A 24,523-nucleotide genomic window follows, 5' to 3' on the forward strand; every position below is an offset into this window, starting at 1 on the left:
CCCCCTTACATTCCAATTAAATCAAACTGTTCAAAGGAAACCAGAAGACGGTAATCCTTTTTCGGGTTTTTGTATTTGATCTGAACGGATTTCAGCCGCTGGCTGTAGTACCATCCGCATTCTGCCTCTTCAAATTTTCTTCTGTGAAGGAAATGAGGAAGCTCTTTGCCGTCAAGGGTTACCCAGTAGGGCGCTTTTTCTCTGTGAATCATGTCAATGGCCATGGTTTCCACAGCTGTCTCATAATGTCCTTCCTGCGTAAAGTCCAGACAGGTTCTTTCGCCGGTTTTCATGGAAATATGAGTTCTCAGACAGCCGCCCTGTTCGTAATCCATGGAAACACCGTCATCCTCGTAAAGCTCAAATTCGCCGTCCTTATCTGCCGCGCAGAGAATGGTCAGACCGGTGGCCTGCTGAGTGGCAAGATTGGTCATGGGATTCGTTGCCATGGGCAGGATGGCTCCGCTTTTTACAAAGAGAGGAATGCTGCTTAAGGTAACAGGAATTTCGATAGTCTGTCCGCCTTCATAGGGGGTTCTGGTATAAAAATCGTAAAAGGTATTGCCCTCCGGAAGATAGATGCTTCTGGAAGACGCGCCTTTTTCTACTACGTTTGCAACCAGGAGGGAATCTCCCAGCATAAAGTCAACGCCTTCATCATAGCAGTTAGGATCATTCTGGAATGCGCTGCACATGGCTTCCATAATGGGAAGTCCGATTCTGTGGGCCCGGTCTGTCAGAGAATACAGATAGGGGCTTAACTGATAACGGAATTCAATGGCGCGGCGGATCTCATCTTTGTAATCACTATACATCCAGGGCTCTGTTACGGTGTTGTCCGTATTGGTAGAGTGGATGGAGAAGCGGGGCTGGAAAATTCCGTTCTGAACCCAGCGCAGGAAGAGCTCGCCTTCCGGAGCCGGACCGTAAAAGCCGCCGATGTCGCAGCCCTGACTGGCTACGCCGGACAGACCCATGCCAAGAATAGTGGCAATGTTGTATTTCAGGGAATCCCAGCAGGTCAGGTTATCGCCTGCCCAGGTCTGGGCATACCGCTGGATTCCGCAGTGGCCGGAACGGCAGACAATATAGGGTCTGGTATTTTCAAAGGTCTCGTGAATGGCTTCGTCTGTAACGTGGCACATAATATTGGACATAACGGATTTCAGCTGTCCGATGGTGCCTCCCTTGCCCTCGAAATCACAGCGGCAGTCCTTATCTACCATACTGTCATATTCACAGTTATCATTCCAGATAGAGCAGGTTCCGTAATCCAGCACATTTTCCTTCAGCAGAGACTTCCAGTCTTCGCGGGCAGATTCTTTGGTAAAATCCACAAACACACCCTGTCCGCCCCACCAGGTTCCTACGCCTGGTTCTTCACTGGTGCTGGACTTGACAAACATGTTTTTCTTCTTCATTTCTTCCAGCATGGGGTGAATCAGAAGAATACCGGGTTTTATGTTGGGGGTTACGGTAACACCCCGGATCTTCATCTGATGGAAGAAATCCTTAGGATCCTTAAATCTTTTTTTATTCCAGGTAAATACACAGCGTTTTACGCCTTTGTCCGTTTCTACAGTACAGTATCCGGAGGAAAGCTGGAATCCATCTACGGGAATGCCCTCTTCTCTGGTTGTATCAATGAATTCTGTGATAGCGTCATCACAGTCCTTTTCCAGTTCCGGGTAGTACATGGAGGAACCAAGATAACCCAGGGCATAGCGGGGGAGCAGAGCGGATTTTCCGGTCAGGTCGGTATAGCGTTCCACAACCTGACGGACAGAGGGACCGGCGATTAAAAAGAGATCAATGTCACCGCCGTCTGTACGGTAGCGGCTGTGCATTTTCCAGTAATTGCTTTTTTCACGTCCCATGTCAAAATCGCATTCGCAGGTATTGTGGTAAAAATAGCCGACAGCCTTTCTGGTATCCCGGTTCAGTTTAATATAAAAGGGAATGTGCTTGTAAAGGGAGTCGGTTTCCTTCGGGTTGTAGCCCATAGCGTCCTTGGGGCTCATGCCCATGAATTTTTGCGCTTTATTGAAGTCACCGCTTTTTTCGCCAAATCCATAGAAGCAGTCCTGGGGGGTGATTTCGCTGGTATGAATACGGCGGCGGTTGGAGTCTTCCTGGTAGGCCAGATCCACAATATCGGCATGAAGCAGAGTATTGTCCTGATCATATACGCAGATGCGGAATGGGGATTTTTCGATAACTACGGTCAGTTCTTTTCCGCGGATGACTGCTTTTTCTTCTCCGTCCTCCAGAATTGCGTCAGCAGGCTGGATCCGCTTTCTGTAATTTTTCAGAAAACCATCCATGCGATCTTCCCATGCAGTCATAACAAGACTGTAGGATTCTTCTGCAAAATCTCCTTCAAAACCGGCCCGGATCCGCAGAATGGAATCTGTCAGAAACAGCAGGCGGATTTCCACACAGTTGGTTGCGATGGAAAAGCCGGAGCCCTGTTTTGTTACGGCAAATGCAGTAGTGCAAACTTTCATTTTGTAAACCTCCTTGGTAAATCTTTTGAAGTCGATGTGCCTGTATTATAAGAAATTGAAAGCATCAAAACTAGACAGATTTTGCGTAGAATAGTATAATATTTTACATATCTTGCTTTTGCATTGACAGAAATTACAAATTTTAACAGTGTTTTTATGCAGATACTGCTGAGGAGAAAGGGCTATGATTGATCAGGCGGGAATTATGATGGCGCAGGGGGCGGAGATTGCCTGTGAGCGGATTGCAGGGGTCAATGACAATATGACCCAGCCCCATTATCACAATTATTATGAGCTGTATTATCTGGAAAAAGGAGAGAGGTATCAGCGTCTTCAGGATGAGCTCTATGTGCTTAAGCCGGGGGAGCTGATGTTGTTTTCTCCCTACATTATGCATTATTCTTATGGAAAAAAGGATATGCCTTTCCGGAGAATTGTGCTGTATTTTCGCAGGGAGGACGTGGATGTACCGGAGCTGGCCTCGTTGCTGGATCAGGCCAACGGCATGTACAGTATGGGGCTCAGAGACAGCCAGATGATACACCGAATTCTCGGAGAGCTTTTGCGGGAACAGGAGGAGGAAGCGGATTTCAAAAGAGAATGTCAGCACTCTCTTTTGAATCTTCTTCTGTATCTGTTGGCCCGTCAAAAGCGGGTGGCGGAACCGGTAAAAACAGAGCAGAAAACAAGAATGGGGCAGGTAATGCATTATATTCACCGCCATTTTGATGAGAATATTACTCTGGAAAGTCTGGCGGAACGCTTTTATGTGAGCAGCTATTATCTCTGCCGGGAATTTAAGGCATATACCAACAGTACGGTGATTCAGTATGTGAATGTTACCAGAATCATGAATGCTCAGAGAAGGATTATGGAGACAGATAAGAGTATTACGGAGATCAGCAGAGAAATGGGGTTTTCTAATCTGACGCATTTTAACCGGGTGTTTAAAGCTGTGACGGGAATGACGCCTTCCGGATACCGCAAGAGCCATAAAAATCTGGAGATTTATGTCGGAGGCATCAGGAAGCGTAAGGGAGGGCAGGATAACCGTTAAGGGATAGGTCTGGACGGAACGGCTCCTGCCTGCTACAATAGAAAGAAGCGATTCTGCAGAAGCAGAGGCATGGCGAGATATGGAGAAAAGATTATGACAGAGAAATTATATTATCAGGACAGCCACAGAAAAGAATTTGAGGCTCAGGTGGTATCCTGTCAGTGGAATGAAAAAAAGGAATGGTATGAGGTGATTCTGGACCGGACGGTATTTTTTCCGGAGGGCGGAGGCCAGTATGCGGATCCCGGTGTAATTGACGGTATTCCCGTAGAGGATGTAAAGGAGCGGGAGGGTGAGGTGATTCATATGATGAAGAAGCCTCTGATGCCGGGACAAACGGTACATGGCGAAATCGACTACAAGGAAAGATTTTCCAGAATGCAGCAGCACTCCGGCGAGCATATTGTATCTGGTCTGGTGCACCGGTATTTTGGATATGACAATGTGGGCTTTCATCTGGGCAATGAAGCGGTGACTCTGGATTTTAACGGAACTTTTGAGCCGGGGCAGCTGCGCCGCATTGAGACAGAGGCCAATGAGGCTGTGGCTGCCAATCTGGAGATCCGGGTGGAGTATCCCACTAGGGAAGAGCTGGCGGCTCTGGAGTACAGGAGTAAAAAAGAACTGGCCGGACAGGTGCGGATTGTGACGGTACCTGGATACGATGTATGCGCCTGCTGTGCACCCCACGTATCCCGAACCGGTGAAATTGGCCTGATTAAGCTGGTGGATGCAGTCAATTACAAGGGCGGAACCCGTGTGACAATGGTATGCGGTTTCCGGTCTCTGGAGGATTACCGGATGAAGGAGGACAATGTGCGGGAGATTTCCCGGCTTTTGTCTGCAAAGCCCTATGAGGCGGCGGAAGCGGTTGAACGTCTCCGGGAGGAGGCGCTTCTCTGGAAGGGAAGGGCAATTCAGATGCAGACCCGGTATCTGGAGAAAAAGCTGGAGGATCTTCCGGAAGGAACCGTCAACTATTTTGTATTTGAAGAGGATCTGGACAAGAATGCGGTCCGCCGTTTTGTAGATGCAGGAAAAGAAAAATGCAGCGGCGTCTGCGGGATTTTCCTGGGAAAGGAAGAGGGCGGATACCAGTTTACTCTGGGAAGCAATTCCATAGATTTAAAGCAGGTTTTAAAGGAGTTTTACAGCCATTTTGAAGGAAGAGGAGGCGGCAAGGGACCAATGGTTCAGGGTACGGTTCAGGGAGATCCGAAAGCCATTGAGGACTGCCTATGCAAAATCATTTCTTTATGATATAATCGTCCATTATGAAGAATTATATTATATTTGATTTAGAGTGGAATCAGAGTCCCCGGGGACGGGAGGATTCGGTAGCAGATTTCCCTTTTGAGATTATTGAGATTGGTGCAGTAAAGCTGGATGAGAATTTTCAGATGGTGGATGAGTTTCACCGACTGATTCGGCCTCAGGTCTATGGCCAGATGCATCATATGATATCAGAAGTGACTCATATGAATATGGAGGAGCTGAAGGCCCGGGGGATGGATTTTCCCGAGGCAGCCAGACAGTTTCTCTGCTGGTGCGGTGAAGAGCCGGTATATGGTACCTGGGGTTCCATGGATCTGACAGAGCTGCAGAGAAATATGGCATATTACGGAATGGAAGCTCCCTTTCCCTTCCCTTTGTTTTATTATGATGTGCAGAAGCTGTACGGACTATTTACAGCAGAGGGAGCTAGACTGTCTCTGGATGCGGCAGTGGAACAGGAGGGGCTTTTAGAGAAACGGCCGTTTCACAGGGCTTTGGATGATGCCTATTACACCGGTCGGGTTCTGGCCTGTCTGGTGGAAAAAACAGGGGCAGAAGCTCTCCTTCCTTTTCAGTCGGTTGATTATTACCGGCTTCCGGGAAACAAAAAAGAGGAGATCCAGGTAACATTTCCCGGCTATTCCAAATATGTGTCCCGTGTGTTTGAGTCCCGTGAGGATGCCATGAAGGATCGGGGAGTCACCTCCACGAAATGTTATCTCTGCGGCAAAAGCCTGCGAAAAAAGATCCGGTGGTTTACGGCCAACCAGAAAATGTATTTTTCTCTGGCAGTCTGTCCGGAGCATGGATATTTGAAAGGAAAAATCCGCATCAAAAAGGCAGACAGGGATCGGGTGTTTGTAGTAAAGACTCTGAAGCTGACAGATGAGGAAGGCGCAGCCTTTGTTATCAATAAAAAAGAGGAGCTGAAAAAGAAGCGGGCTGAGCGCAGCAGGGCAAAGCGTCAGCGTCAGCGCCAGGAGGCGGCGGCCAATAAAACAAGAAAGAAAAAAGGTAAAAAAGCAAAAAAAGAAAGAGGAATTCCGAATCAGTAACAGGTTTGGAATTCCTCTTTCTTTTAATTTTTTCTGTCCAGAAAGGACGGATGATTTCGTGGTCTTTTCTTTGGCTGACTTTGTTTCAGAGCTGAATCAGTCCGCTTTTTTTCCATGAGAAGATCAAATTCTGCAGTGGACATGCCAATATCCTCCAGGCGTTTCTGACGGCGCTGATAGCGGGTGGCCCGTTCAACGGCTTCCTGTTTTTCAATATGGAATTTCAGAACAAGAAGTCCTCCGCCCACAATTCCCAGAACGACAAACAGAATCAGCCCGGTTTTCATGCCCTGAGGAATGTACAGCTGGAAAGCGGGAGTGTCCGGCGGTTCGGTACTGCCGGATTCCTCTTCTTCGGAAGATACGGGAAGATCTCCAGAAAGAGCTGCCGGAGCGTTGTCTTCGCCTGTTGGAGAAAGGGCGGCAGTTTCATCAAAGGTCATGGCTCTTGCCATGGCGATATCAGCTTCCCGTGCAGCAGTATCCGGCTCCTGGCGGATTAGATAGGCGGCGCCAACGGCGTGTCCTCCGTATTCGTAGGAAATCTGTGCTACTGCATCCTGAGGCGCTGCAGGAGGAAGCTCGTAGGAGATGGAGGAGGTAATATCAGCCGGATCGGCAAGCTTCGGAAGGGAAATCCGGCAGTCTTTCTGAATAGAGAGTACGGACAGATCCGTAGTAGGCAGTCCGGCAATCGTCATATCATTAGCCACGGATGAATGGGCAGTATCTATTTCTGCGGCTTTCAGAGACTGAAAGCTGGAAAATCCAAAATCCAGCAGTGCCTTGGTATCTGTATAGTGAGTCTGATGTCCATTTAAAACAACAGCAATCAGGCGAGTGTTGTTTTTTTCCGCGCAGGTGACCAGAGTATTTCCTGCCAGAGAGGTGTAGCCAGTTTTCCCGCCAATGATTCCGGGATAATACTGAGGCGCATTTTTTTTCATCATCCGGTGTCCCGGATAAATACGAAAGCCGTCAGGATTCCGCTTGGTGGGCGGAAGATCATAGTACAATGTGGAATCAATGGTGACAAAGGCCTCATTCTGAAAGGCGGCCTGAGCAATCAGAGCCATGTCATAGGCCGATGTATAGTGATTTGGGTTATTTAGTCCGCTGGGGTTACAGAAATGGGAATCTGTGCAGCCTAAGGAGGCGGCACGTTCATTCATCATATCAGCAAAGGCTTCTATGGAACCGGCAGTGTGCTCTGCCAGGGCATTGGCCACTTCATTGGCAGAGCGGAGAACCAGGGCATACAGACAGTCACGGACAGTCAGCTGATCGCCCACATCCATACCGGCGCTGGTGCTTCCCGGCTCTACATTGTGAACCGCATTGCGGGAAAAGGTTACAATATCGTCCATATCGCAGTTTTCAATCACAATCAGCGCAGTCAGTATTTTCGTAATACTGGCGGGAAAATAGGCGGTATGGATATTTTTCCCGTAGAGGACAGCGCCGGAGCCGGCGTCCATAACAATTCCGCCCTCTGCGGAAATGGAAATATTGTCCGGCCATTCTGCCGCGGCAAAGGCTGTGCTGCAGAAGGAACTGCACAGAAGGACCAGACTCAGAAAAAAGGCTGTAAATCGTTTCATCGTTATTCTCCATAAGACAAACCGGAGACAGCAGCGATTCTATCAGGAATGAAGGACACATCCCACTGTCTGTCCGGTTTTTAAAGCCCCTACACATTTTTTGTTGCAATAGAGGCAGCGGGTAATCTCTCCGGCGCGGCCGGTGCGGACCTTTTCCGGCCACTGAGGATCTGCAATCAGCTGACGGCACATGCCAATCAGCTCAATTCCTTCCTCGCAGAGGGCCTCGGCAGTTTCCGGGGACTGGATTTTTCCAACACAGCAGACCGGCTTTTCGGTGTGCTTTTTAACCAGACGGGCAAGGAAGGAAAAGCAGGCTTCGCCCTGGAAATACGGATGCTTTGCCGGGGGAATGGTATCCTCGGTGACTGTATGATTAGCCAGAGAAACATGGAAGCAGTCAATGGATGCTTCCTCCAGGCTGCGGACAAATTCAGGCACCTGGGCCATGGATATTCCGCCGCGCCCATAAGCCGGATCCTCAGTGCGGACAGTCAGCTTGTAGTCCAGCGGAAGCGCCGGAGCGCCGCGCCGCACAGCCCGGACTGCTTCCAGGGCAAACCGATCCCAGGCGCCCCATTCATCAGTCCGGTGATTGAAATTGGGGGAGGTAAAGCTTCCGGTCAGCCGATCGCCGTGAATCTGAATCATATCAAAGCCCAGGTCCGCTGCCCGACGGGCAGCAGCCTCGTAGGCAGCGAGGATATCCTGAATATGTTCCGGGGAAACCGTATCACAGAAGGTCTTAGTGCTGAGAGCCAGCTCGGCCCGTACCTTCTGCGGGTTTGTCCGCCCTTCCAGGCGATAGAGCTCTCGGATTTTTATAACGTCATACTCGGGATGAAACAGCTGGGCGGAAATTTTGCAGCCATACTGGTGACAGATTTCTATGGCCTTTCGGAGAGGTGCAGCTGAGGCGTCGCTGTCCAGAGCAATTCCCCCAAACATAGAGGGGACTACGGACAGATCTGCTGCAACAATCATGCCGCAGCCGCCTTTCGCCAGAGCTTCGTACCACTCTGCACCGCCGGGGCCAAAACTGGAGGGGGCAAAAACAATTCTGTTCTTTAAGGTAGTATTGCCAATGGTAATCGGGTCAAACAAATGGGTCATAACAGCACCTCCTTGGTGAAAACAGGTTTTTCTTTCTTATTTTTGTTTTTTCTGTTTTTTCAGCCAAATAACGCAGGCAGAAAAAACGGCAATGACGGAAATTCCGTAAGTTACGGCAATCCGTACTGCAGTATCCACAAAAAACGGCTCCGGAACAATGTTTATCAACAAATCTGTAGCGGGATCCAGAATCCACAGGTCATTGGTGAAGAAGATTTTGTGGAAAATAATAAAATATTTACTGAAATCTGTGGATATGATGCCTGCCAACAGCGCCAGGATGGTAAAAAAAAGAACGGTACCTCCACAGATCATCCGCGGCAGAATCCGCTTTGTCTCTGCCTTCAGAACAATCAGAAGAGCTGCACAGGCGGCCATAACCAGAAAACAGATGCGGCGGATGGTAATGGCCGCAAGAAAAAGTCCCCGAACGTCTTCCATATGGGCAATTTCCCGTTCATTGAAAAATTCCCGGGGCTGGCCAGCTACAATCGTGGGAACATGGAGATCCTTTCGGTCTCCCCGCAGGTAGGCCATCATTTCATCGGTAACCTCCAGCAGATCGTCCATTTCCATGTCAACAGCTTCTAAAACCTGATATTTTGTGTATTCTTTCTCATAATAGCCAGGAGTCCAGTAGGTAACTGCCTCAATGGAGGTAATCAGAAGAACCGCCATGAGAGCAAAGGAAAAGATCAGTCCCAGCAGATTGTGGAAAAGCTTCATGAGCAAGTATTCCTTTCCTAATTTTCATTCCAAGTATACTATATTTTTTAATCATCGTCTACCAAAACGGCGGCAGGGGACCTTAAGGATCCATGAAGAAAAACGAACAATATCGGCAAAAGCCGGGTTGACTTTTCAGAAAGGGAACTATATATTGAACAGAGAGATGGGAAATTAATACATCAGGAGAGTATGAGATGGAAACAATTACAGTATTTTTTATTGTTGAGATTATCGGAACTGTGGCCTTTGCCTGTTCCGGAGCAATGGTGGCAATTAAGAAAAATCTGGATTTGCTTGGAATTATTGTGCTGGGTGTGACAACAGCAGTAGGGGGAGGCATGATCCGCGATATTCTGATAGGGATTCATCCGCCGGCTCTGTTTACGAATCCGGTTTATGTGATGGCCGCGTTTGTTGCTGTCCTTTGCCTGTTTCTGATTATTAAGTGCCGCCGTATTACCATAGAGGCGTTAAGCTCTCTCTGGTATGAGCGGGTTATGAATATTCTGGATGCTGTTGGCCTGGGAGCTTTTACGGTAGTGGGAATTGATACAGCAATTACGGCAGGCTTTGGGGAATATAACTTCTTGATGATTTTCCTGGGAGTGATTACCGGTGTGGGCGGAGGCGTTCTCCGTGATATTATGGCGGGAGAAACTCCGGCTGTGCTGCGCCGCCATGTGTATGCCTGCGCGTCTCTGGCAGGGGCGGTCAGCTATATGCTTTTGCAGAAGGTTCTGGAAAGCGAATGGGATCTGATTCTCAGTGCATCCCTGGTGGTGGTGATCCGAGTTCTGGCCCGCCATTATAAGTGGAATCTGCCGCGGGCGCTATGAAAAATAGCTGCGGGAGAAGTGGTCCCCTCTCCTATCTGTTGACAGCTGCAAAAGGGACATTTATCATATAGACATATGAGGAGGACGCGAGGATGAAGTACGATTTTACATCAATTATGGATCGCCACGGAAAAGATGCAATCGCAGTGGACGGGCTGGGAACAAGAGATGGATTTGCACCGGAAAAGCCGGAGGAAGGCTTTGATGTAATCCCCATGTGGGTAGCAGATATGAATTTCCCGACTGTACCGACGGTTCCAGAGGCAATTATCAGGAGGGCAGAGCATCCGGCATACGGATATTTTGATCCGACAGACGAATATTTTGATGCAATTATTCAATGGCAGGAGAAACGAAATGGAGTAACCGGCCTGAGACCGGAGCATATTGGCTATGAAAATGGCGTGTTAGGAGGCGTTATCAGCGCTCTGAATGTATTCTGTTCCAGAGGCGACAATGTGTTGGTTCATCAGCCGACCTATATTGGTTTTACCAAATCTCTCAAAAATAACGGCTACAACATTGTTCACAGCCCGCTGGTTCAGGATGAAAACGGCGTATGGCGCATGGACTATGCGGACATGGAGAAAAAGATTGTTGAGAACAGAATCCATGCGGCAATTTTGTGTAGCCCTCATAATCCATGCGGCCGTGTATGGGAGAGATGGGAACTGGAACGGGCAATGGAACTGTATCAGAAGCACGATGTTTACGTTGTTTCTGACGAGATCTGGTCTGACTTGATTCTGGACGGACATAGACATATTCCAACTCAGTCGGTCAGTGAGGATGCCCGCAGCCGTACTGTCGCTGTGTATGCGCCTTCAAAGACCTTCAATCTGGCAGGTCTGGTAGGAAGCTATCATATTATTTATAATCCGTGGATTCGAGAGCGTGTGGAGAAGGAGTCTTCTTTGAGTCATTACAACAGCATGAACGTGCTTTCCATGCATGCGCTGCTGGGGGCTTACCAGCCAGAAGGATATGAGTGGGTTGATGAGCTTCGTCAGGTGCTGGCAGAAAATGTAGACTATGCCTGTAATTATATCAAAGAGCATTTTGAGGGACTGGAGGTCAGCAGGCCGGAGGGAACCTATATGCTGTTTATCGATTGTACCAGGTGGTGTGAAGCTCATGGCAAGACCATTGATGAGGTTGAGCAGGCGGCCTGGAAGGTGGGAGTAGCGGTTCAGGATGGACGGATGTTCCATGGTCCCTTCCATCTGCGTATGAATCTGGCTCTGCCTCTTTCTCGTGTTAAAGAAGCTTTTGAACGTCTGGATAAGTATGTGTTCAATGCAGGATAAAATCTGAGGGCGAAGCCCAATCAACCGTGAATTGATTGGGCTTCGCCCTCATTTTTAATTATCTGAAGACTTGCTTCTTTTAATGACCTTCAGTCTGGTAAATTCCTCTCTGTCCTTTTCCTCCAGCGCATTGCTGATGGTAGTGACAAGATTCTGATAGGTCGGAATGGTAATGTTTTTCAGAGCATTGGCCCGTTTCTGGGTTTTGCGGATACTGCTGGCAAGCCGGTAGGCGGAATTTTCTACCATAGACAGCTTGATAGTCAGTTCCTTTACCTTTTCAAAATTCATCCGGGCCCGATCCAGAGCCTCCGATGAACTGTAAAAGGCATAGGTCAGATTGGGCCAGTCAGACTGGGACTGAACCAGGGGAATTTCAGTGCCCATAATACTGCGGGTTTTGATGCGGATAGACTGTTCTAAGGGAACAGAGGCCGCAATATCCTGCACATAATGAATTCCCAGTTCAATATTGGCCTTCTGAAGAGCCTGATAGGCTTCGCGGAAGGTAGAGTCGATCTCAGACTGGATGTCCTTTGCCTGATCGATTAAGCCCATCAGCTCCCGCAGAAGAATATTTCTCTTCTTGTCCATCAGTTCATATCCCTGGCTGGCAAGAGCCAGGGAATTTTTTGCAAGAATCAGATTTCCTTTTGTTGGAAATGTATTCGGATTCATGGCGATCCCTCCTGCTTACCGGACATCGGAAGAACCGTCCTGTTCCTCCGGGGAAGCCGGCTGATAATACTGATCCAGAATCTTGGTGTCAATCCGGTCAAGCTCTTCTCTGGGAAGGAGGCCTAAAAGCTTCCAGCCAATATCCAGAGTTTTGATAATATTCCGGTTGTCATGGGGATCCTGTCCCACAAACTGTTCCTCAAAGGCTTTTCCGAAAACAAGGTATTTTTTATCCAGAGGCGACAGCTCATCCTCACCGATAACGGAAGCCAGAGCACGGGCATCGCCTACCTTGGCGTAGCAGGAAAAGAGCTGGTTGGCTACAGCCTGATGATCGGCTCTGGTAAAGCCCTCGCCGATACCGTCCTTCATCAGACGGGACAGGCTGGGCAGTACGTTAATGGGCGGATAGATGGACTGTCCATTTAAGGAGCGATCCAGAACAATCTGTCCTTCTGTAATGTAACCGGTCAGGTCCGGAATAGGATGGGTAATATCATCATTGGGCATGGTCAGAATGGGGATCTGGGTGACAGAGCCGTTGATGCCCTTTACAATTCCGGCACGCTCGTACAGAGCGGCCAGCTCACTGTAGAGATATCCGGGGAAGCCCTTTCGGGAAGGAATCTCTCCCTTGGAGGAGGAAACCTCACGCATGGCTTCGGCAAAGGAGGTCATATCCGTCAGGATTACCAGAATGTGCATATTCTTTTCAAAGGCCAGATATTCAGCCAGGGTCAGGGCAACCTTGGGAGTAATCAGACGCTCTACCACCGGGTCGTTGGCCAGGTTTAAAAACATGGCTACATGGGAGGAAACACCGCTTTCCTCAAAGGTCCGGCGGAAGAAATCCGCCACATCATGCTTAACACCCATGGCGGCAAAGACAATGGCAAATTCCTCGTCAGAGTCATCGCCCAGAGAAGCCTGCTGCACAATCTGGGCAGCCAGCTGATCATGGGGCAGACCGTTTCCGGAGAAAATCGGAAGCTTCTGTCCCCGGATCAGAGTCATCAGTCCGTCAATCGCAGAGATACCGGTCCGGATATAGTTTCTGGGATATTCCCGCGTAACCGGGTTTAAGGGCTGGCCATTTACATCCAGCATTTTCTCCGGAACAATTTCACCCAGTCCGTCAATGGGAACGCCGATTCCGTTCATGGTGCGGCCCAGCATATCCTCGGAAACGCCCAGAACCATAGGATGTCCGGTCAGGCGGGTGTGAACATTGCGCAGTCCCAGTCCCTCTGTGCCTTCAAATACCTGAATGATGGCCTTGTCCTCATAAACCTCAATGACACGGCCCAGCTTCTTTTTGTTTCCGTCTACGACCATTTCCACAATTTCATCGTAGGCGGCGCCGGAAACGCCTTCCAGCACTACCATGGGGCCGTTAATTGCACTTAAACCTAAATATTCAATTGCCATTTCTAACCCCTCCTTACGCATTCCTCTCTACGACATCATCGTAGAAGGCGTCAATCTGTTTTTTATAATCATCCAGCATAGCCAGATTGTCATTGGGAACATCATATTTGATGGCAATGACTTTATCGAAAATCGGATTCTCCTTTAATACAGACATGGGCATTCCCATGGAAATCAGAGAACGTGATTTCTTGTACAGGTACAGAATCACTTCCATCATTTTAAACTGCTTTTCCATAGGGACGCAGGTATCATCTTTGTGGAAGGCATTCTGCTGAAGGAAGCCGACACGGATCACTTTTGCAATTTCCAGAATCAGTTTCTGGTCATCTGGAAGTACGTCTCCGCCGATCAGCTTTACAATTTCCATCAGGCTGCTTTCCTGGGAAAGAAGATAGACAATCCGGTTGCGGTAATCCACAAACTTTTTATCCACATGCTCAGTGTACCAGGGCCCCAGATCGTTTAAATACTCTGAATAACTGGTAAGCCAGGAAATAGCCGGGAAATGTCTGGCATAAGCCAGGCTCTTGTCCAGACCCCAGAAGCAGCGGACAAAACGCTTGGTGTTCTGGGTTACAGGCTCGGAGAAGTCTCCGCCCTGGGGAGATACGGCGCCGATGATAGTAACGCTGCCCTCGGTTCCGTTTAAGTTCTGCATCATTCCGGCTCTCTCATAGAAAGCGGAAAGCTTGGAGGCCAGGTAAGCCGGGAAGCCTTCCTCAGCAGGCATTTCCTCCAGACGTCCGGAAAGCTCACGGAGGGCCTCTGCCCATCGGGAGGTGGAGTCAGCCATAATGGCAACATGGTAACCCATGTCCCGGTAATACTCAGCCAGGGTCAGACCAGCATACAGACTGGCTTCACGGGCAGCTACCGGCATATTGGAGGTATTGGCAATCAGGGTGGTTCGATCCATCAGAGGCCGTCCTGTTTTCGGGTCGATCAGCTCTGAGAATTCTTCCAGAACCTGAGTCATCTCATTGCCTCGCTCGCCGCAGCCGATGTAGATAATGATATTTGCATCAGACCACTTGGCAATCTGGTGCTGGGTCATGGTTTTTCCTGTACCGAAGCCGCCGGGAATAGCAGCGGTACCGCCCTTTGCCAGGGGGAACAGGGTATCCAGGATTCTCTGTCCGGTAATCAACGGCTGGGAAGCTGGAAAACGCCGGCTGGTGGGACGGGCCACACGGATGGGCCATTTTTGAGTCATAGTAAGCTTTGTCTCTGTACCGTCCGGTTCCTGAATGGTAACCAGAGGCTCGTTGATTGTATATTCCCCGTCAGAAACTACATCCAGTACATAGCCCTCCTTGTCCGGAGGAACCATTACCTTGTGTACAATGGCGGGAGTTTCTGGTACCTCGGCAATGATGGTGCCGCCGTATACAAGGTCGCCTTTTTTGACTGTCATGTGAGCCTGCCATTTTTTCTCTGTATCCAGGGAATCTACGCTGACGCCGCGGTTAATGTAAGCGCCGCCTGTTTTTGCAATTTCACTTAAAGGACGCTCGATGCCGTCAAAAATGTTGGTCAGGATACCAGGGGCCAGGGTAACAGATACCGGCGCACCGGTTCCGGTCACGATCTCTCCCGGCTTGATTCCTGTAGTCTCCTCATAAACCTGAATGGTAGTACCCTTGGAGGTCAGGCCGATTACCTCACCTACCAGGTTTTCTTTGCCGACATAGACCATTTCATTCATGGTAAATCCGGGATCGCCCTTCAAATAGACAATGGGGCCGTTGATTCCGTAGATAACACCGGTCTTAGTCATGAACCGTACCTCCCTCCGCAAGACTTAAATCAAAATGAAAGTTTTCCCGGGCCTCTTCCAGCTTGGTCCGGAATGAATTGTCAATCAGAATATGACGGCTGGGAATTACTGCCCGGCAGCCGCCGGAAAAGGAATATTCACTGATCTGGATATCAGCTGCTCCGTGGTGAAGGGCCAGACGGTTCAGCTTGTCGCTGTCAGCCGGATCCAGATAAATCGTAATGGGAGCGCCGTCTGCAAACTCTACAGCTGCCTGAATCTGTTTTTCCAAAAGCTTTTGATAATCTGGAGTTTCCATAAAGGAAGCCAGTTTATCTTTTAATTCCACAAAGAGCTTATCTTTTAACTCTTCCTGTTTCATACCCAATGTGCGCTTAATTCCTATCTGCTCGAAGGAAAGCTTTTTGTTGATTTCCCGCTGGTTTTTTTCCGTTTCCTGACGCAGAAGCATGTCTGCATGGCGGCGGGCATCGGCCTTGTGTTCCTCAAAGGTCTGCTCCAGCGCGGTCATATATTCATCCAGCATCCGGTTACTTCTGGTTCTGGCATCCTCCATACAGGTATCCAGAAAATGCTGTAATTTTTCCTCAGTTGTCAAAACAGTCACCTGCTTTCTGTCAATAATCAGAGCTTCAGCCCAATGGCTTCGTTTACATAGGAGGTGATAAAATCCGGCTTGCGGCCGGTGCCATGGCGATCGGGAATTTCTACAAATAACGGCTGACGGTGATTTAACCGGACTTCGTTTACCAGATCCGGGAAATCCCGTCCGAATTTTTCCGTCAGAAGAACAATTCCGATGTCCCTGTCGGCCAGAACCTTATCTAACTCCTGCTTCAGTTCTTCTTTTTCATGGACAACAGCGCCATCCACCCCGGCCAGCTTCATGCCGGTCCAGGTGTCGATGTTGTCGCTGATGAGATACATTTTCATAAATTACAGTTTACCAAGGATCATAAAGGAAATGATCAGTCCGTACAGACAAACACCTTCGGCAAGACCTACGAAGATGAGGGATTTACCAAGAATGGAACCGTCCTCGCTGATAGCGCCCAGAGCTGCGGAAGCTGCTGCAGATACGGCAATACCGCCGCCGATACAGGACATTCCAGTAGAAAGAGCGGCTGCCAGATAACCCCAGCCGGCTGCATTAGAGGCAGTGGAAGCAGTTTCTGCTGCAAATGCATTTCCGGTAAACATCAGGGTACCGGCTGTAACCAGAGTGCCTACAAACAGAAGTGCGTTGATGCCAAGAGCGGTTTTATAGCGTCCCTTTGTTTTTTCCCCTGCGGCAAAGGCGCCAAAGGGAATGGCAATGCTTAAAAGTAATGCGGCTGCTAATGTAATTTTTGCTAATAAGGTCATGATTTTAATCTCCTTTACTATGTGTAAAATAAATAAGTGCAGTTACTGTGCCTGTTCTTTTTTGCCGTAGGGGCGGAACTCCCGTCCGGTTCCCTTGTAGAAACGGCTGAACAGCTCGTAATATTCCAGACGAAGAACCTGAATTCCTACAATCAGGCCCTCCATGCCGCAGACAAACAGGTTGCCCAGAATGACAATCAGCCAGTTGGGATTGCCTGCTTCAGCGCCTGACAGCATTAAAACAACCTCCATCATGGCGGCGTGGCTGACAGCGAAAGCGCCTACACGGACAAAGGACAGGGTGTTGGAGAAGTAGCTTAAGCATACCTCAAACAGTTCAAAAAATCCCTGAACAAAAAACATTCCCTTTTCTTTCGGCATAACCTGCGCCTTCTTTTCTATCAGAGCGGCCAGAGGCTCCTTGAAGAAAATGACAGCCAGAGGCAGTACAAACATTACCACCAGAACAGCAGTGGCAGGCAGGGCGTGACCGGTCATATAAAGGGTCACAGTAGCGGCCAGGGCCCCGTAAAAGACGATTCCGGCAACGCCGTTGGTATCAAACCAGGCGTTTTCTGTGTCGTGGCACCGGAGACGGTTAATAACATTGATGATCATGGTCATCAGCACAATGCCCATACCCATAGCTACGGCAACCACAAATACAGTATTCAGATTGCCGATAAAGGGCAGCTTCGTCATAGCTGTTTTGGGATGGAGCCACAATGGTTCCAGAATGGTTTCAAATCCAAATAAACTGCCGAACATGAAGCCAAAAATTGTGGAAAAGAAGCCACAGCAGGAAATAATCGCTGCCAGATTCATTTTCTTTGCCCGATATAACAGAAAACCGCCAATCATCAGGCAGAGTCCCTGTCCGACATCTCCAAACATGAATCCGAAAAGGAAGGAATAGGTCAGTCCCAGAATGATCGTTGGATCGATTTCGTCATAGGAGGGAAGACCATACATTCGAATAAACATTTCGAAAGGCTTGAAGAGCTTTGGATTTTTCAGCTTAGTCGGTGGCTTGCTGACAATATTTTCATGCTGATCCTCTACGAAGCAGAAGGTATCCTCATCCTGCTCCACCTCCTGCTGAAAGGCGTTTGCGTCGGACTGGCTCATCCACCCGCAGAGAATGTAGAAGGTGTGGTTATCCTGCTTGGTGCAGGCTGCCATCTTTCTTACATCAAAGTTGGTGGAATAGGTACTGAGCTTTTCGTAGGCAGCTGCCAGCTGCTCCTTCTGCTCATCAATGGCAGAGACAATCTGCTGCTCCACAGAGCGGATGCTTTCACAGATGTCGGACAGGCGGCTTTCCAGGGTGTGGGTGGCAACCTCAGGTGTACCTTCATATTCATCGGCCAAAAAGAAGCGCTCAAAGTGCATGGAAGCATAGATGGCGTCGATTTTGTCGCAGAGGGCCTGGGGAACAAAATAAACGGCCCAGATGTAATCGGCATCTTCCATACAGGGATGAATCACCGTGTCTATAGTGTTGTAAATATAGGTCATAAATTTGTTGTAATAATCCCGGGGCATTCTGCCGAAGCGGAATTTTACATACTTAAAGTGAAGAATATCTTTTAAATTGTAGTTTAAATTGGCAAACGGGATGACATTGTTGATGGAGTTGCGGATAACATCAGCTTCTTTTTCCAGCTCCTCCTTCTGTTTTGTCAGCGTCTGCAATTTTCCGTCCAGGCTGTGAACCGTTTCCACGGCTTCCTTCAGAGAAAGCTTTTTGGAAGAGGTCTGAGTCAGATGGCTGTGATAGCTTTCCATAAGCCCGGCTGCCGTCTGAAGTTCAGCCTTGTACGGATTGGTTTCCGTGTAGGGTCTTAAGCTGGCGACGGTCTTTAACTCAGACAGGGCATTTTCCAGATGAATTTCATATTTGGAAAGATATTGCTCAACAACCCTGTCAATATCGTCCTTGGGACCGGCGATGCTTAAAAACTTCATTTTTTCAATCACAGGTAAAACCTCCTTATTGTTTTGCTGCAAGCCCTTCTATTTCGCTGGCGCTCAGCCCATAGCGGATTCCCTCCAGAATGGTAATGATTCTGTGCATTTCCCGTTCCTTAAAGAAAAGATAGGAATTGAGAATAGCAATAGAATAGGGATTTTTTCTTCCTGCCGTACTGTAAATCCGCGCCATGATTTGGCGGTAGAGCCCATCGGCATCCGGATTTTTCTGAAGAAAGGTATTGGCCAGATTTCCGTAAACGGTCTGACTGGCTGCTGCCAGAAATTCTTCTCTTGTGGATGCCTCCGCCATCCGGTTGATCTGTTCCGGCTTCAGCCGGTAACGAATGGGAATCAGCAGAGAATAAATATCTGCTGCCGGAAGGTGATAATACTGAGTGGATCGATACATCCACTGAATGTTCAGCAGATCAATTTTAGAGCCAAAGCACTCGTCCAGAATTTTCAATTCTTTTTTCGATAAAATCTTATTTTTGATTTTCCAGAGAGATTTAAAGTAGAACAAATCAAGCTGAAGCTCATAGTCAAAGCTGCTGCATTTTCCGTTTTCCGCCAGTCCGGCAAGCAGGTCATAATAAATAGAACCTTTCAGACTGCTTAAAAATTCTTCCAGACTTTCTGACTGGGAAAGGGCAACCAGATCAATCGAGGAATGCTTTTCAAAGAATTCCCGGAATTCGGATAAATCCATTTCTGCAGGCTGTTTACTGTACACATGCCGCAGAGCCCGTTTCATAATATCAATTTCGTAATGCATGAAGTAGAGATCCAGGAAACGCCGTTGTTTCAGGCTGCCGAACCGGTAAAGGCTGGCAAAATCCCGGTAGAGGGAAAGGGTCAGAAGCCGCTCGATATTGCCCCTGTGCAGCATGGAGTCGTCAAGACCGGAAAATATACCGGCATAGGCGGGCTGCTGCTTCAAATAATCGGCGGCGCTGTGAACGTCCTCCAGGGCAGCCATTTCACGAAACTGTTCTTCTGTGAAAAGGCGGCTTTCCATGGCTCGTACTTTTGTGGTAATTCCACTGTAGGTCAGCAGACTCATAGCTACTCCTTTATCATGGACTGAAACAGCTGTATGACATATTCTGTGTGATGGTTTTCATAATTTTTTTCCATCCATGCCAATACCTTCTTTGCATCGGATTTTTGTTTTGACAACTTGGAATCCATTTCAACTTCCATTTCTGCCCGAATTTTTTGCAGCTTGGCTTCGGTTTCCGAATCCAGTTCCCGGTCAAAGGCAGCAGTTTTTTCCGCCATTTCTTCGGCAAAGGCTTTTTTTCGCCCATTGGCCGCATCCATGACAGCGGCGGCTGCGGACTCAATTTCCGATATTTGCTTAATGACAGTGTCCATCGCAATCCTCCTTGTCTTATTATTGTTTTCCTGCAGAGAGACATTCTCTATCTAAAAGAAGCGCTATAGATCTGTCCCTATACAGGGTATTATGTAGTACACGTATCATCATACTCGTTTTTCTTTGAATTACCATAGTGAAAACGAAAGAAAAACAAAATTTTAACAAGGCATTTTCATTCATTATGTATAAGGAAAGAAAATACGGTGAAAGACCGCGGAGAATTGGAAGAAAGATAAAGGGGCCGCGGCGCCGGAATATGACGGCCGCGGCCCAGAAGGAAATTGTGCAGCTTATTAAGCTGCGGGGGGAGCAAATCCTATTCTGCTGACAGATACTGGCTGGCAACATAGGCTTCCTGTCCGTTGTAAAGAATTACTGCCCATTCGGCATCATGCGCCCTGATATACTCGACTGTGGTTCCGGCAGCCAGCTGGCCGATTCGCTCTCCGTCGGTATTGGGCTGGGAGCGGACGTTCAGAGTGTCGGTGGTTTTGTATACAGGAGCAGCGTTGTCTGCTGCAGTAGTGTCAGGAACTGCATCTGCAGAGGTGGACTCTGTCATATACTCTACGGGAGGAGTGGTTGCTGCGGTGGTATCCTTTGTATCTTCACCTGGTTTAAACAGACGGATAACAAAAAACAGGAGAATGATACAGAGAACAGGGACCAGAAGCTTTAATAAATCGTATAGAGTAATGGTCTGACGTTTCTGTGGGGTGCGCCGCCTGCTTGGAGAAGAGCTTCGCCTGTTGTTTTGCGAAGAGCGAGCATTCTGGGAAGAACGGGCTGGCTGAGTGCTTCGGGAGGAAGCAGAGCGTCCCGCCTGAGTGGAGCTGGCGCCGGATAAAATCTGTGCGCCGCCCTGGGCGGAAGCGGAGCCGTAGCGCCCAGCCGAAGGGCTCTGAGAGGGCCTAGAGCCATAGCGTCCAGTTGAAGAACTCTGGCCGGAGCCGTAACGAGCAGCCGAGTTGTTCTGAGAAGAGCCGGAGCTGTAACGGCCAGAGGCAGGGGCAGCTTTCGATGGCTGGAAAGAACGTCCCGTTGTACGTCCGGCATTTTTACTGTCTGTAAAAGCATAAACTTCCTGAGAAAGCATATGATATGCCTGGTTGGCACTGTATGCATTGGAATCGCCGTCGTGAACGGCGGCATTGCCGATAATCCGTATTTTATGGTAGTGCTCGCAGGCAGACTTGCTGATCCAGCGGTTTTGGTAGAGCAGATCAATTTGGGTTTTCAGATCGCAGCCATCATCCAGTCCGGCCCGTTCACTAAGCAGCTTAACCATAAATTCCAGAGTCTGGCGAGCTTTGATCATAGAAGCGTTGTATTCCTTCTGACCAATCAGCCGCTCTGTATCACTGACACCCTGCTGGATTCTCTCCCAGCTAGTATTGGTATTGTTTGCCATGGGAACCTCCTTTGTATGGGAATGTGCTGTGGGAACACATTTTTTTGATTCTTTATATAAGCGGTCGTGCTTTTGTGAATATTATACTACATTAGTTAGAATTGCGCACTCAAAAAATGAAAAACTATTGAATTTTAAAGATATTGTAACATTTTAAGGATTTTTAACTTGTGATAGGGAGAAAGTTCTTCAGTTTTCTTTCTGCTTGCAAAGAATATTTTCGTCTGGTAGAATAAAACCACAGCATGAAAGCAGGTTTGGAGGAAACACAGATATGAGATTACGTCACATTCCCGGGGCAGAAGAAGCCATTGCTTCCAGTCCCTATGTGATTCAGCAGCCGGCAGAGTACCGCGGCCGGTTTCATGAATTATTTGGCAACCACAATCCCATCCGCATTGAGGTAGGCATGGGAAAAGGCCGTTTTATTATGGAAATGGCTGCCAGAAATCCCCAGGTGAATTTTATCGGGATCGAGCGGTATTCCAGCGTATTGCTGCGGGCGCTGCAGAAACGGGCAGAGCTGGAGCTTCCAAATATTTTCTTTATGTGTGTGGATGCAAAGGAGCTGGCAGAAATTTTTGAACCAGGGGAGATAGAAAAGATCTATCTGAACTTTTCTGATCCATGGCCAAAGGATCGCCATGCAAAACGCCGTCTGACATCGCCGGATTTTATGAAGGTGTATGATCAGGTTCTCTGTGGAGATGGAACTGTAGAGTTTAAAACGGATAATCAGGGACTGTTCGCTTATTCCCTGGAGGCAATTCCGGAAGCAGGCTGGAGAATTGATGCATTTACAGAGGATCTTCATCACAGCCCTATGGCAGAGGGAAATGTGATGACAGAATATGAAATGAAGTTTTCTGCCATGGGAAATCCTATCTGCAAGCTGATAGCCAGCCGTTAAACTGCATATAATGATAGTAAAAGGATTTCCCGGAGCCGCAGATGGACTTCAAAACAAAGATAACCCGCAGCCTGCAAAGCGCTACCTGTGATAAGGAAGCCTTAAACCGGAAGATTTTAAACTGGTGCCGGTGCTTCCGAGAGGTGGAAAGGATTCTGAATCGGGGACGGTGCAGGTAAGGGGCTGAAAGGAGTAGAAAATATGGAAAAGACATTTACAACTGCGAATTTTGACAACGAGGTGCTGCAGGCAGATAAACCGGTGCTGGTAGATTTTTATGCAGACTGGTGTGGCCCTTGTAAAATGATGGCTCCGGTTGTGGAGCAGCTGGCTGGCGAATTAGACGGCATTGCCTATGTTGGAAAGCTGAATGTAGATGACAATGAAGAGATTGCCATGAAGTATGGGGTTATGACAATTCCCACGCTGATGGTATTTAAAAATGGACTTCCGGCAGGCAAGCTGATTGGCGTACAGCCGAAGGATACAGTAGCAAAGCTGGTGAAGGAGGCGTAAGCCTGTTATTCCGAAAAATGGAGGGCTGCAGCCTTTTGGAATGCAGCATGGATTCTGGACTGCGGCAGGGAAAGGCGTTTTCGCCGGAATTCCCTGCTGCAGCCAGCCTGAAAGAGGCAGAGCGTCCGGGAAAATATACAAAAAAGAAGAAAATATAAAAATAATTAAAAAAACATGAAAATAAGTGTTGACATTTAAAAAAATTAGATGTAAAATAATATTCGTCTTGTTGATGAGGACATCAAACAATTATAGACATGCGCCCTTAGCTCAGTTGGTAGAGCAGTAGACTCTTAATCTATTTGTCCGGGGTTCGAGCCCCCGAGGGCGCATTTTAAAGTACTGGTTTTGCAGATAGAAAGCTGTGGGGCCGGTGCTTTTTTGTTTCATAGAAAATTACGTCCTATGAAACAAAAATGCTTCGCAAGGATCGCTATGGGTTGGAAGAAAATTTTGGAATGGTATAAACGTTGTGAATTTAAAAAAAGTGAATTTTATAGTTGACTTTTGTCGAAGAATGAGGTATGATATTAATCGTGCCGGTAATACAGGAAGTTATCCGGTAAAAGAAAATAGGATATGCGCCCTTAGCTCAGTTGGTAGAGCAGTAGACTCTTAATCTATTTGTCCGGGGTTCGAGCCCCCGAGGGCGCATGATAAGGTACTGGTTTTGCAGACAAGAAGCTGCGGGGCTGGTACTTTTTTTATTCCATAGGAAATTACGTCCTATAAAATAAAAACGCTCTGCGGGGATCGCCATGGGTTGGAAGAGAATTTTGTCGCAGAAGCGACCCGCTGCAAGCGGAGAAGCTCGCGAGCTTCTTTCTTTTTTAGGCAAGAGGCGGCTGAGCTTTCTCCTTCATTAGCTTTCGGATCATGTTTCGGTTAAAGGTCATGTGCATCATCATGGCAGACCGGGCTCCGATGGAATCGTGATCTGCAATGGCGTCAACAACAGCCCGGTGGGTCATAATAGTTTCTTCTTTTAATCGAGTGTGAGTGACGTTGACAAACATCAGTACAGCCGTATCAATAATAGGAATCAGCTGTTCCACCACTTTGTTTTTGGCACATTCTGCCACACAGGTGTGGAAGGCGATATCTTCCTTGATGTAGCTGGAACCATTTTTTATGCGGATTTCTACCTGATCGCAGAGGTCGCGAAGCTTTTTGATATCCTCTGGAGTGGCGTTTAAGGCAGCCATTTCTGCAATGCCTGGTTCCAGCATAATGCGTACATTTACCAGATCCAGGGCCAGAGCCATTTTGTCTTCGATCTTCTGAAGGCCCAGAGGATCCAGATCAGCAGGGGTTGTGCTGATGACGTAGGTTCCGGAGCCTCGCCGCACCTCCAGCACGCCTTTAGATATAAGAAGCTTTACAGCTTCCCGGATGGTGCTTCTTCCTACTCCAAAATATCTTGCCAGTTCAAATTCGTTGGGGATTTTCGTCCCGATTTCATAATGATTATCAAGAATATATTGATACAGCTGTTCCTGTACCTGCTCTGCCAGGAGTGTGCTTTTGATATTGGACAGTTCGCTCATAAAAGGTGTCTCCGTTTCTCTGTGATGTAGTAAGATGTCTATAAATTCAGTAT

The 24,523-nt window shown here is 48.1% G+C and carries 24 protein-coding genes and 2 tRNA genes; 11 read left to right on the top strand and 15 right to left on the bottom strand.

All coding sequences use genetic code 11. From position 1 onward, the window contains the following. Positions 1–5: 5 nt before the first annotated feature. On the bottom strand, positions 6–2,507 hold the full coding sequence (locus tag ACESON_RS10455; RefSeq protein ID WP_373109721.1) for a TIM-barrel domain-containing protein: 2,502 nt from the start codon (positions 2,505–2,507) through the stop codon (positions 6–8). A 184-nt stretch (positions 2,508–2,691) separates the two neighbouring features. Between ACESON_RS10455 and ACESON_RS10460 the strand changes: the two genes are divergently transcribed. The 3 genes from ACESON_RS10460 (at position 2,692) to ACESON_RS10470 (ending at position 5,894) form a co-directional block, all read left to right on the top strand. After that, positions 2,692–3,564, top strand: a complete 873-nt coding sequence (locus ACESON_RS10460) for a helix-turn-helix domain-containing protein (protein WP_177958082.1) — start codon at positions 2,692–2,694, stop codon at positions 3,562–3,564. A 93-nt stretch (positions 3,565–3,657) separates the two neighbouring features. After that, positions 3,658–4,824, top strand: coding sequence for a DHHA1 domain-containing protein (locus ACESON_RS10465; protein WP_373109723.1), 1,167 nt, complete (start codon positions 3,658–3,660; stop codon positions 4,822–4,824). Positions 4,825–4,838: 14 nt separating this feature from the next. Next, positions 4,839–5,894 (top strand): exonuclease domain-containing protein, encoded by a 1,056-nt coding sequence (locus tag ACESON_RS10470; RefSeq protein ID WP_373109725.1) that lies wholly within the window; start codon positions 4,839–4,841, stop codon positions 5,892–5,894. 23 nt (positions 5,895–5,917) lie between these two features. Here the strand turns inward: ACESON_RS10470 and ACESON_RS10475 are convergent, their stop codons facing one another. From ACESON_RS10475 to ACESON_RS10485, 3 genes are read right to left on the bottom strand one after another with little or no spacing between them, the layout of a single operon-like run. Further along, a complete protein-coding gene (locus tag ACESON_RS10475; RefSeq protein ID WP_373109727.1) occupies positions 5,918–7,495 on the bottom strand; it encodes a D-alanyl-D-alanine carboxypeptidase family protein in 1,578 nt (525 codons plus the stop codon). A gap of 42 nt (positions 7,496–7,537) precedes the next feature. Continuing rightward, the gene (locus tag ACESON_RS10480) at positions 7,538–8,608 is read right to left on the bottom strand and encodes an NADH:flavin oxidoreductase (RefSeq protein ID WP_373109729.1); all 1,071 of its coding nucleotides are present in this window, start codon (positions 8,606–8,608) and stop codon (positions 7,538–7,540) included. Positions 8,609–8,644: 36 nt separating this feature from the next. Beyond that, entirely contained in the window at positions 8,645–9,334 is a 690-nt protein-coding gene (locus ACESON_RS10485) for a TIGR01906 family membrane protein (protein WP_177958087.1), read from the bottom strand. Between the two features lie 197 nt (positions 9,335–9,531). Between ACESON_RS10485 and ACESON_RS10490 the strand changes: the two genes are divergently transcribed. Together ACESON_RS10490 and ACESON_RS10495 are read left to right on the top strand one after the other, a co-directional pair. Continuing rightward, complete coding sequence (locus tag ACESON_RS10490; RefSeq protein WP_373109732.1) at positions 9,532–10,173, top strand: trimeric intracellular cation channel family protein; 642 nt, start codon at positions 9,532–9,534, stop codon at positions 10,171–10,173. Between the two features lie 92 nt (positions 10,174–10,265). After that, complete coding sequence (locus tag ACESON_RS10495) at positions 10,266–11,480, top strand: aminotransferase class I/II-fold pyridoxal phosphate-dependent enzyme (protein WP_177958924.1); 1,215 nt, start codon at positions 10,266–10,268, stop codon at positions 11,478–11,480. A 54-nt stretch (positions 11,481–11,534) separates the two neighbouring features. On the opposite strand, the gene ACESON_RS10500 is transcribed toward ACESON_RS10495, so the two are convergent. From ACESON_RS10500 to ACESON_RS10545, 10 genes are all read right to left on the bottom strand, one after another. After that, entirely contained in the window at positions 11,535–12,158 is a 624-nt protein-coding gene (locus ACESON_RS10500) for a V-type ATP synthase subunit D (RefSeq protein WP_373109734.1), read from the bottom strand. A 15-nt stretch (positions 12,159–12,173) separates the two neighbouring features. After that, the gene (locus tag ACESON_RS10505; RefSeq protein WP_373109736.1) at positions 12,174–13,586 is read right to left on the bottom strand and encodes a V-type ATP synthase subunit B; all 1,413 of its coding nucleotides are present in this window, start codon (positions 13,584–13,586) and stop codon (positions 12,174–12,176) included. Between the two features lie 13 nt (positions 13,587–13,599). Further along, positions 13,600–15,366: a V-type ATP synthase subunit A gene (locus tag ACESON_RS10510; RefSeq protein WP_177958647.1), complete on the bottom strand. Its 1,767-nt coding sequence runs from the start codon at positions 15,364–15,366 to the stop codon at positions 13,600–13,602. Then, positions 15,359–15,964: an ORF6C domain-containing protein gene (locus tag ACESON_RS10515; protein WP_177958646.1), complete on the bottom strand. Its 606-nt coding sequence runs from the start codon at positions 15,962–15,964 to the stop codon at positions 15,359–15,361. The genes ACESON_RS10510 and ACESON_RS10515 overlap by 8 nt, the downstream gene beginning before the upstream one ends. A gap of 26 nt (positions 15,965–15,990) precedes the next feature. Next, entirely contained in the window at positions 15,991–16,299 is a 309-nt protein-coding gene (locus tag ACESON_RS10520) for a V-type ATP synthase subunit F (protein WP_177958645.1), read from the bottom strand. A 3-nt stretch (positions 16,300–16,302) separates the two neighbouring features. Further along, positions 16,303–16,731: an ATPase gene (locus tag ACESON_RS10525; protein WP_177958644.1), complete on the bottom strand. Its 429-nt coding sequence runs from the start codon at positions 16,729–16,731 to the stop codon at positions 16,303–16,305. A gap of 42 nt (positions 16,732–16,773) precedes the next feature. Further along, complete coding sequence (locus ACESON_RS10530; RefSeq protein WP_373109739.1) at positions 16,774–18,711, bottom strand: V-type ATP synthase subunit I; 1,938 nt, start codon at positions 18,709–18,711, stop codon at positions 16,774–16,776. Positions 18,712–18,724: 13 nt separating this feature from the next. Next, positions 18,725–19,768 carry a V-type ATPase subunit gene (locus ACESON_RS10535; protein ID WP_177958642.1) on the bottom strand — a complete coding sequence of 348 codons (1,044 nt, stop codon included), beginning with the start codon at positions 19,766–19,768 and terminating at the stop codon, positions 18,725–18,727. A 2-nt stretch (positions 19,769–19,770) separates the two neighbouring features. Then, positions 19,771–20,082, bottom strand: coding sequence for an ATPase (locus tag ACESON_RS10540; RefSeq protein WP_177958641.1), 312 nt, complete (start codon positions 20,080–20,082; stop codon positions 19,771–19,773). Positions 20,083–20,402: 320 nt separating this feature from the next. Further along, the gene (locus ACESON_RS10545; protein ID WP_177958640.1) at positions 20,403–21,497 is read right to left on the bottom strand and encodes an SH3 domain-containing protein; all 1,095 of its coding nucleotides are present in this window, start codon (positions 21,495–21,497) and stop codon (positions 20,403–20,405) included. 274 nt (positions 21,498–21,771) lie between these two features. On the opposite strand from ACESON_RS10545, the gene trmB reads away from it, so the two are divergent. The 6 genes from trmB (at position 21,772) to ACESON_RS10575 (ending at position 23,577) form a co-directional block, all read left to right on the top strand. Next, entirely contained in the window at positions 21,772–22,407 is a 636-nt protein-coding gene (trmB, locus tag ACESON_RS10550) for a tRNA (guanosine(46)-N7)-methyltransferase TrmB (protein WP_177958639.1), read from the top strand. A 41-nt stretch (positions 22,408–22,448) separates the two neighbouring features. After that, the gene (locus ACESON_RS10555) at positions 22,449–22,586 is read left to right on the top strand and encodes a hypothetical protein (protein WP_177958638.1); all 138 of its coding nucleotides are present in this window, start codon (positions 22,449–22,451) and stop codon (positions 22,584–22,586) included. Positions 22,587–22,608: 22 nt separating this feature from the next. Continuing rightward, on the top strand, positions 22,609–22,923 hold the full coding sequence (gene trxA, locus ACESON_RS10560) for a thioredoxin (protein ID WP_177958637.1): 315 nt from the start codon (positions 22,609–22,611) through the stop codon (positions 22,921–22,923). 35 nt (positions 22,924–22,958) lie between these two features. After that, positions 22,959–23,081 carry a hypothetical protein gene (locus ACESON_RS10565; protein ID WP_373109742.1) on the top strand — a complete coding sequence of 41 codons (123 nt, stop codon included), beginning with the start codon at positions 22,959–22,961 and terminating at the stop codon, positions 23,079–23,081. Positions 23,082–23,182: 101 nt separating this feature from the next. After that, positions 23,183–23,255, top strand: a tRNA-Lys gene (locus tag ACESON_RS10570). A 249-nt stretch (positions 23,256–23,504) separates the two neighbouring features. Next, a tRNA-Lys gene (locus tag ACESON_RS10575) sits at positions 23,505–23,577 on the top strand. A gap of 176 nt (positions 23,578–23,753) precedes the next feature. Here ACESON_RS10575 and ACESON_RS10580 read toward each other — a convergent pair. After that, positions 23,754–24,470 carry a FadR/GntR family transcriptional regulator gene (locus tag ACESON_RS10580; protein ID WP_373109744.1) on the bottom strand — a complete coding sequence of 239 codons (717 nt, stop codon included), beginning with the start codon at positions 24,468–24,470 and terminating at the stop codon, positions 23,754–23,756. Positions 24,471–24,523: the final 53 nt, after the last annotated feature.

The organism is Lachnoclostridium sp. Marseille-P6806 (assembly GCF_964238185.1).
Taxonomy (GTDB): domain Bacteria; phylum Bacillota; class Clostridia; order Lachnospirales; family Lachnospiraceae; genus Brotaphodocola.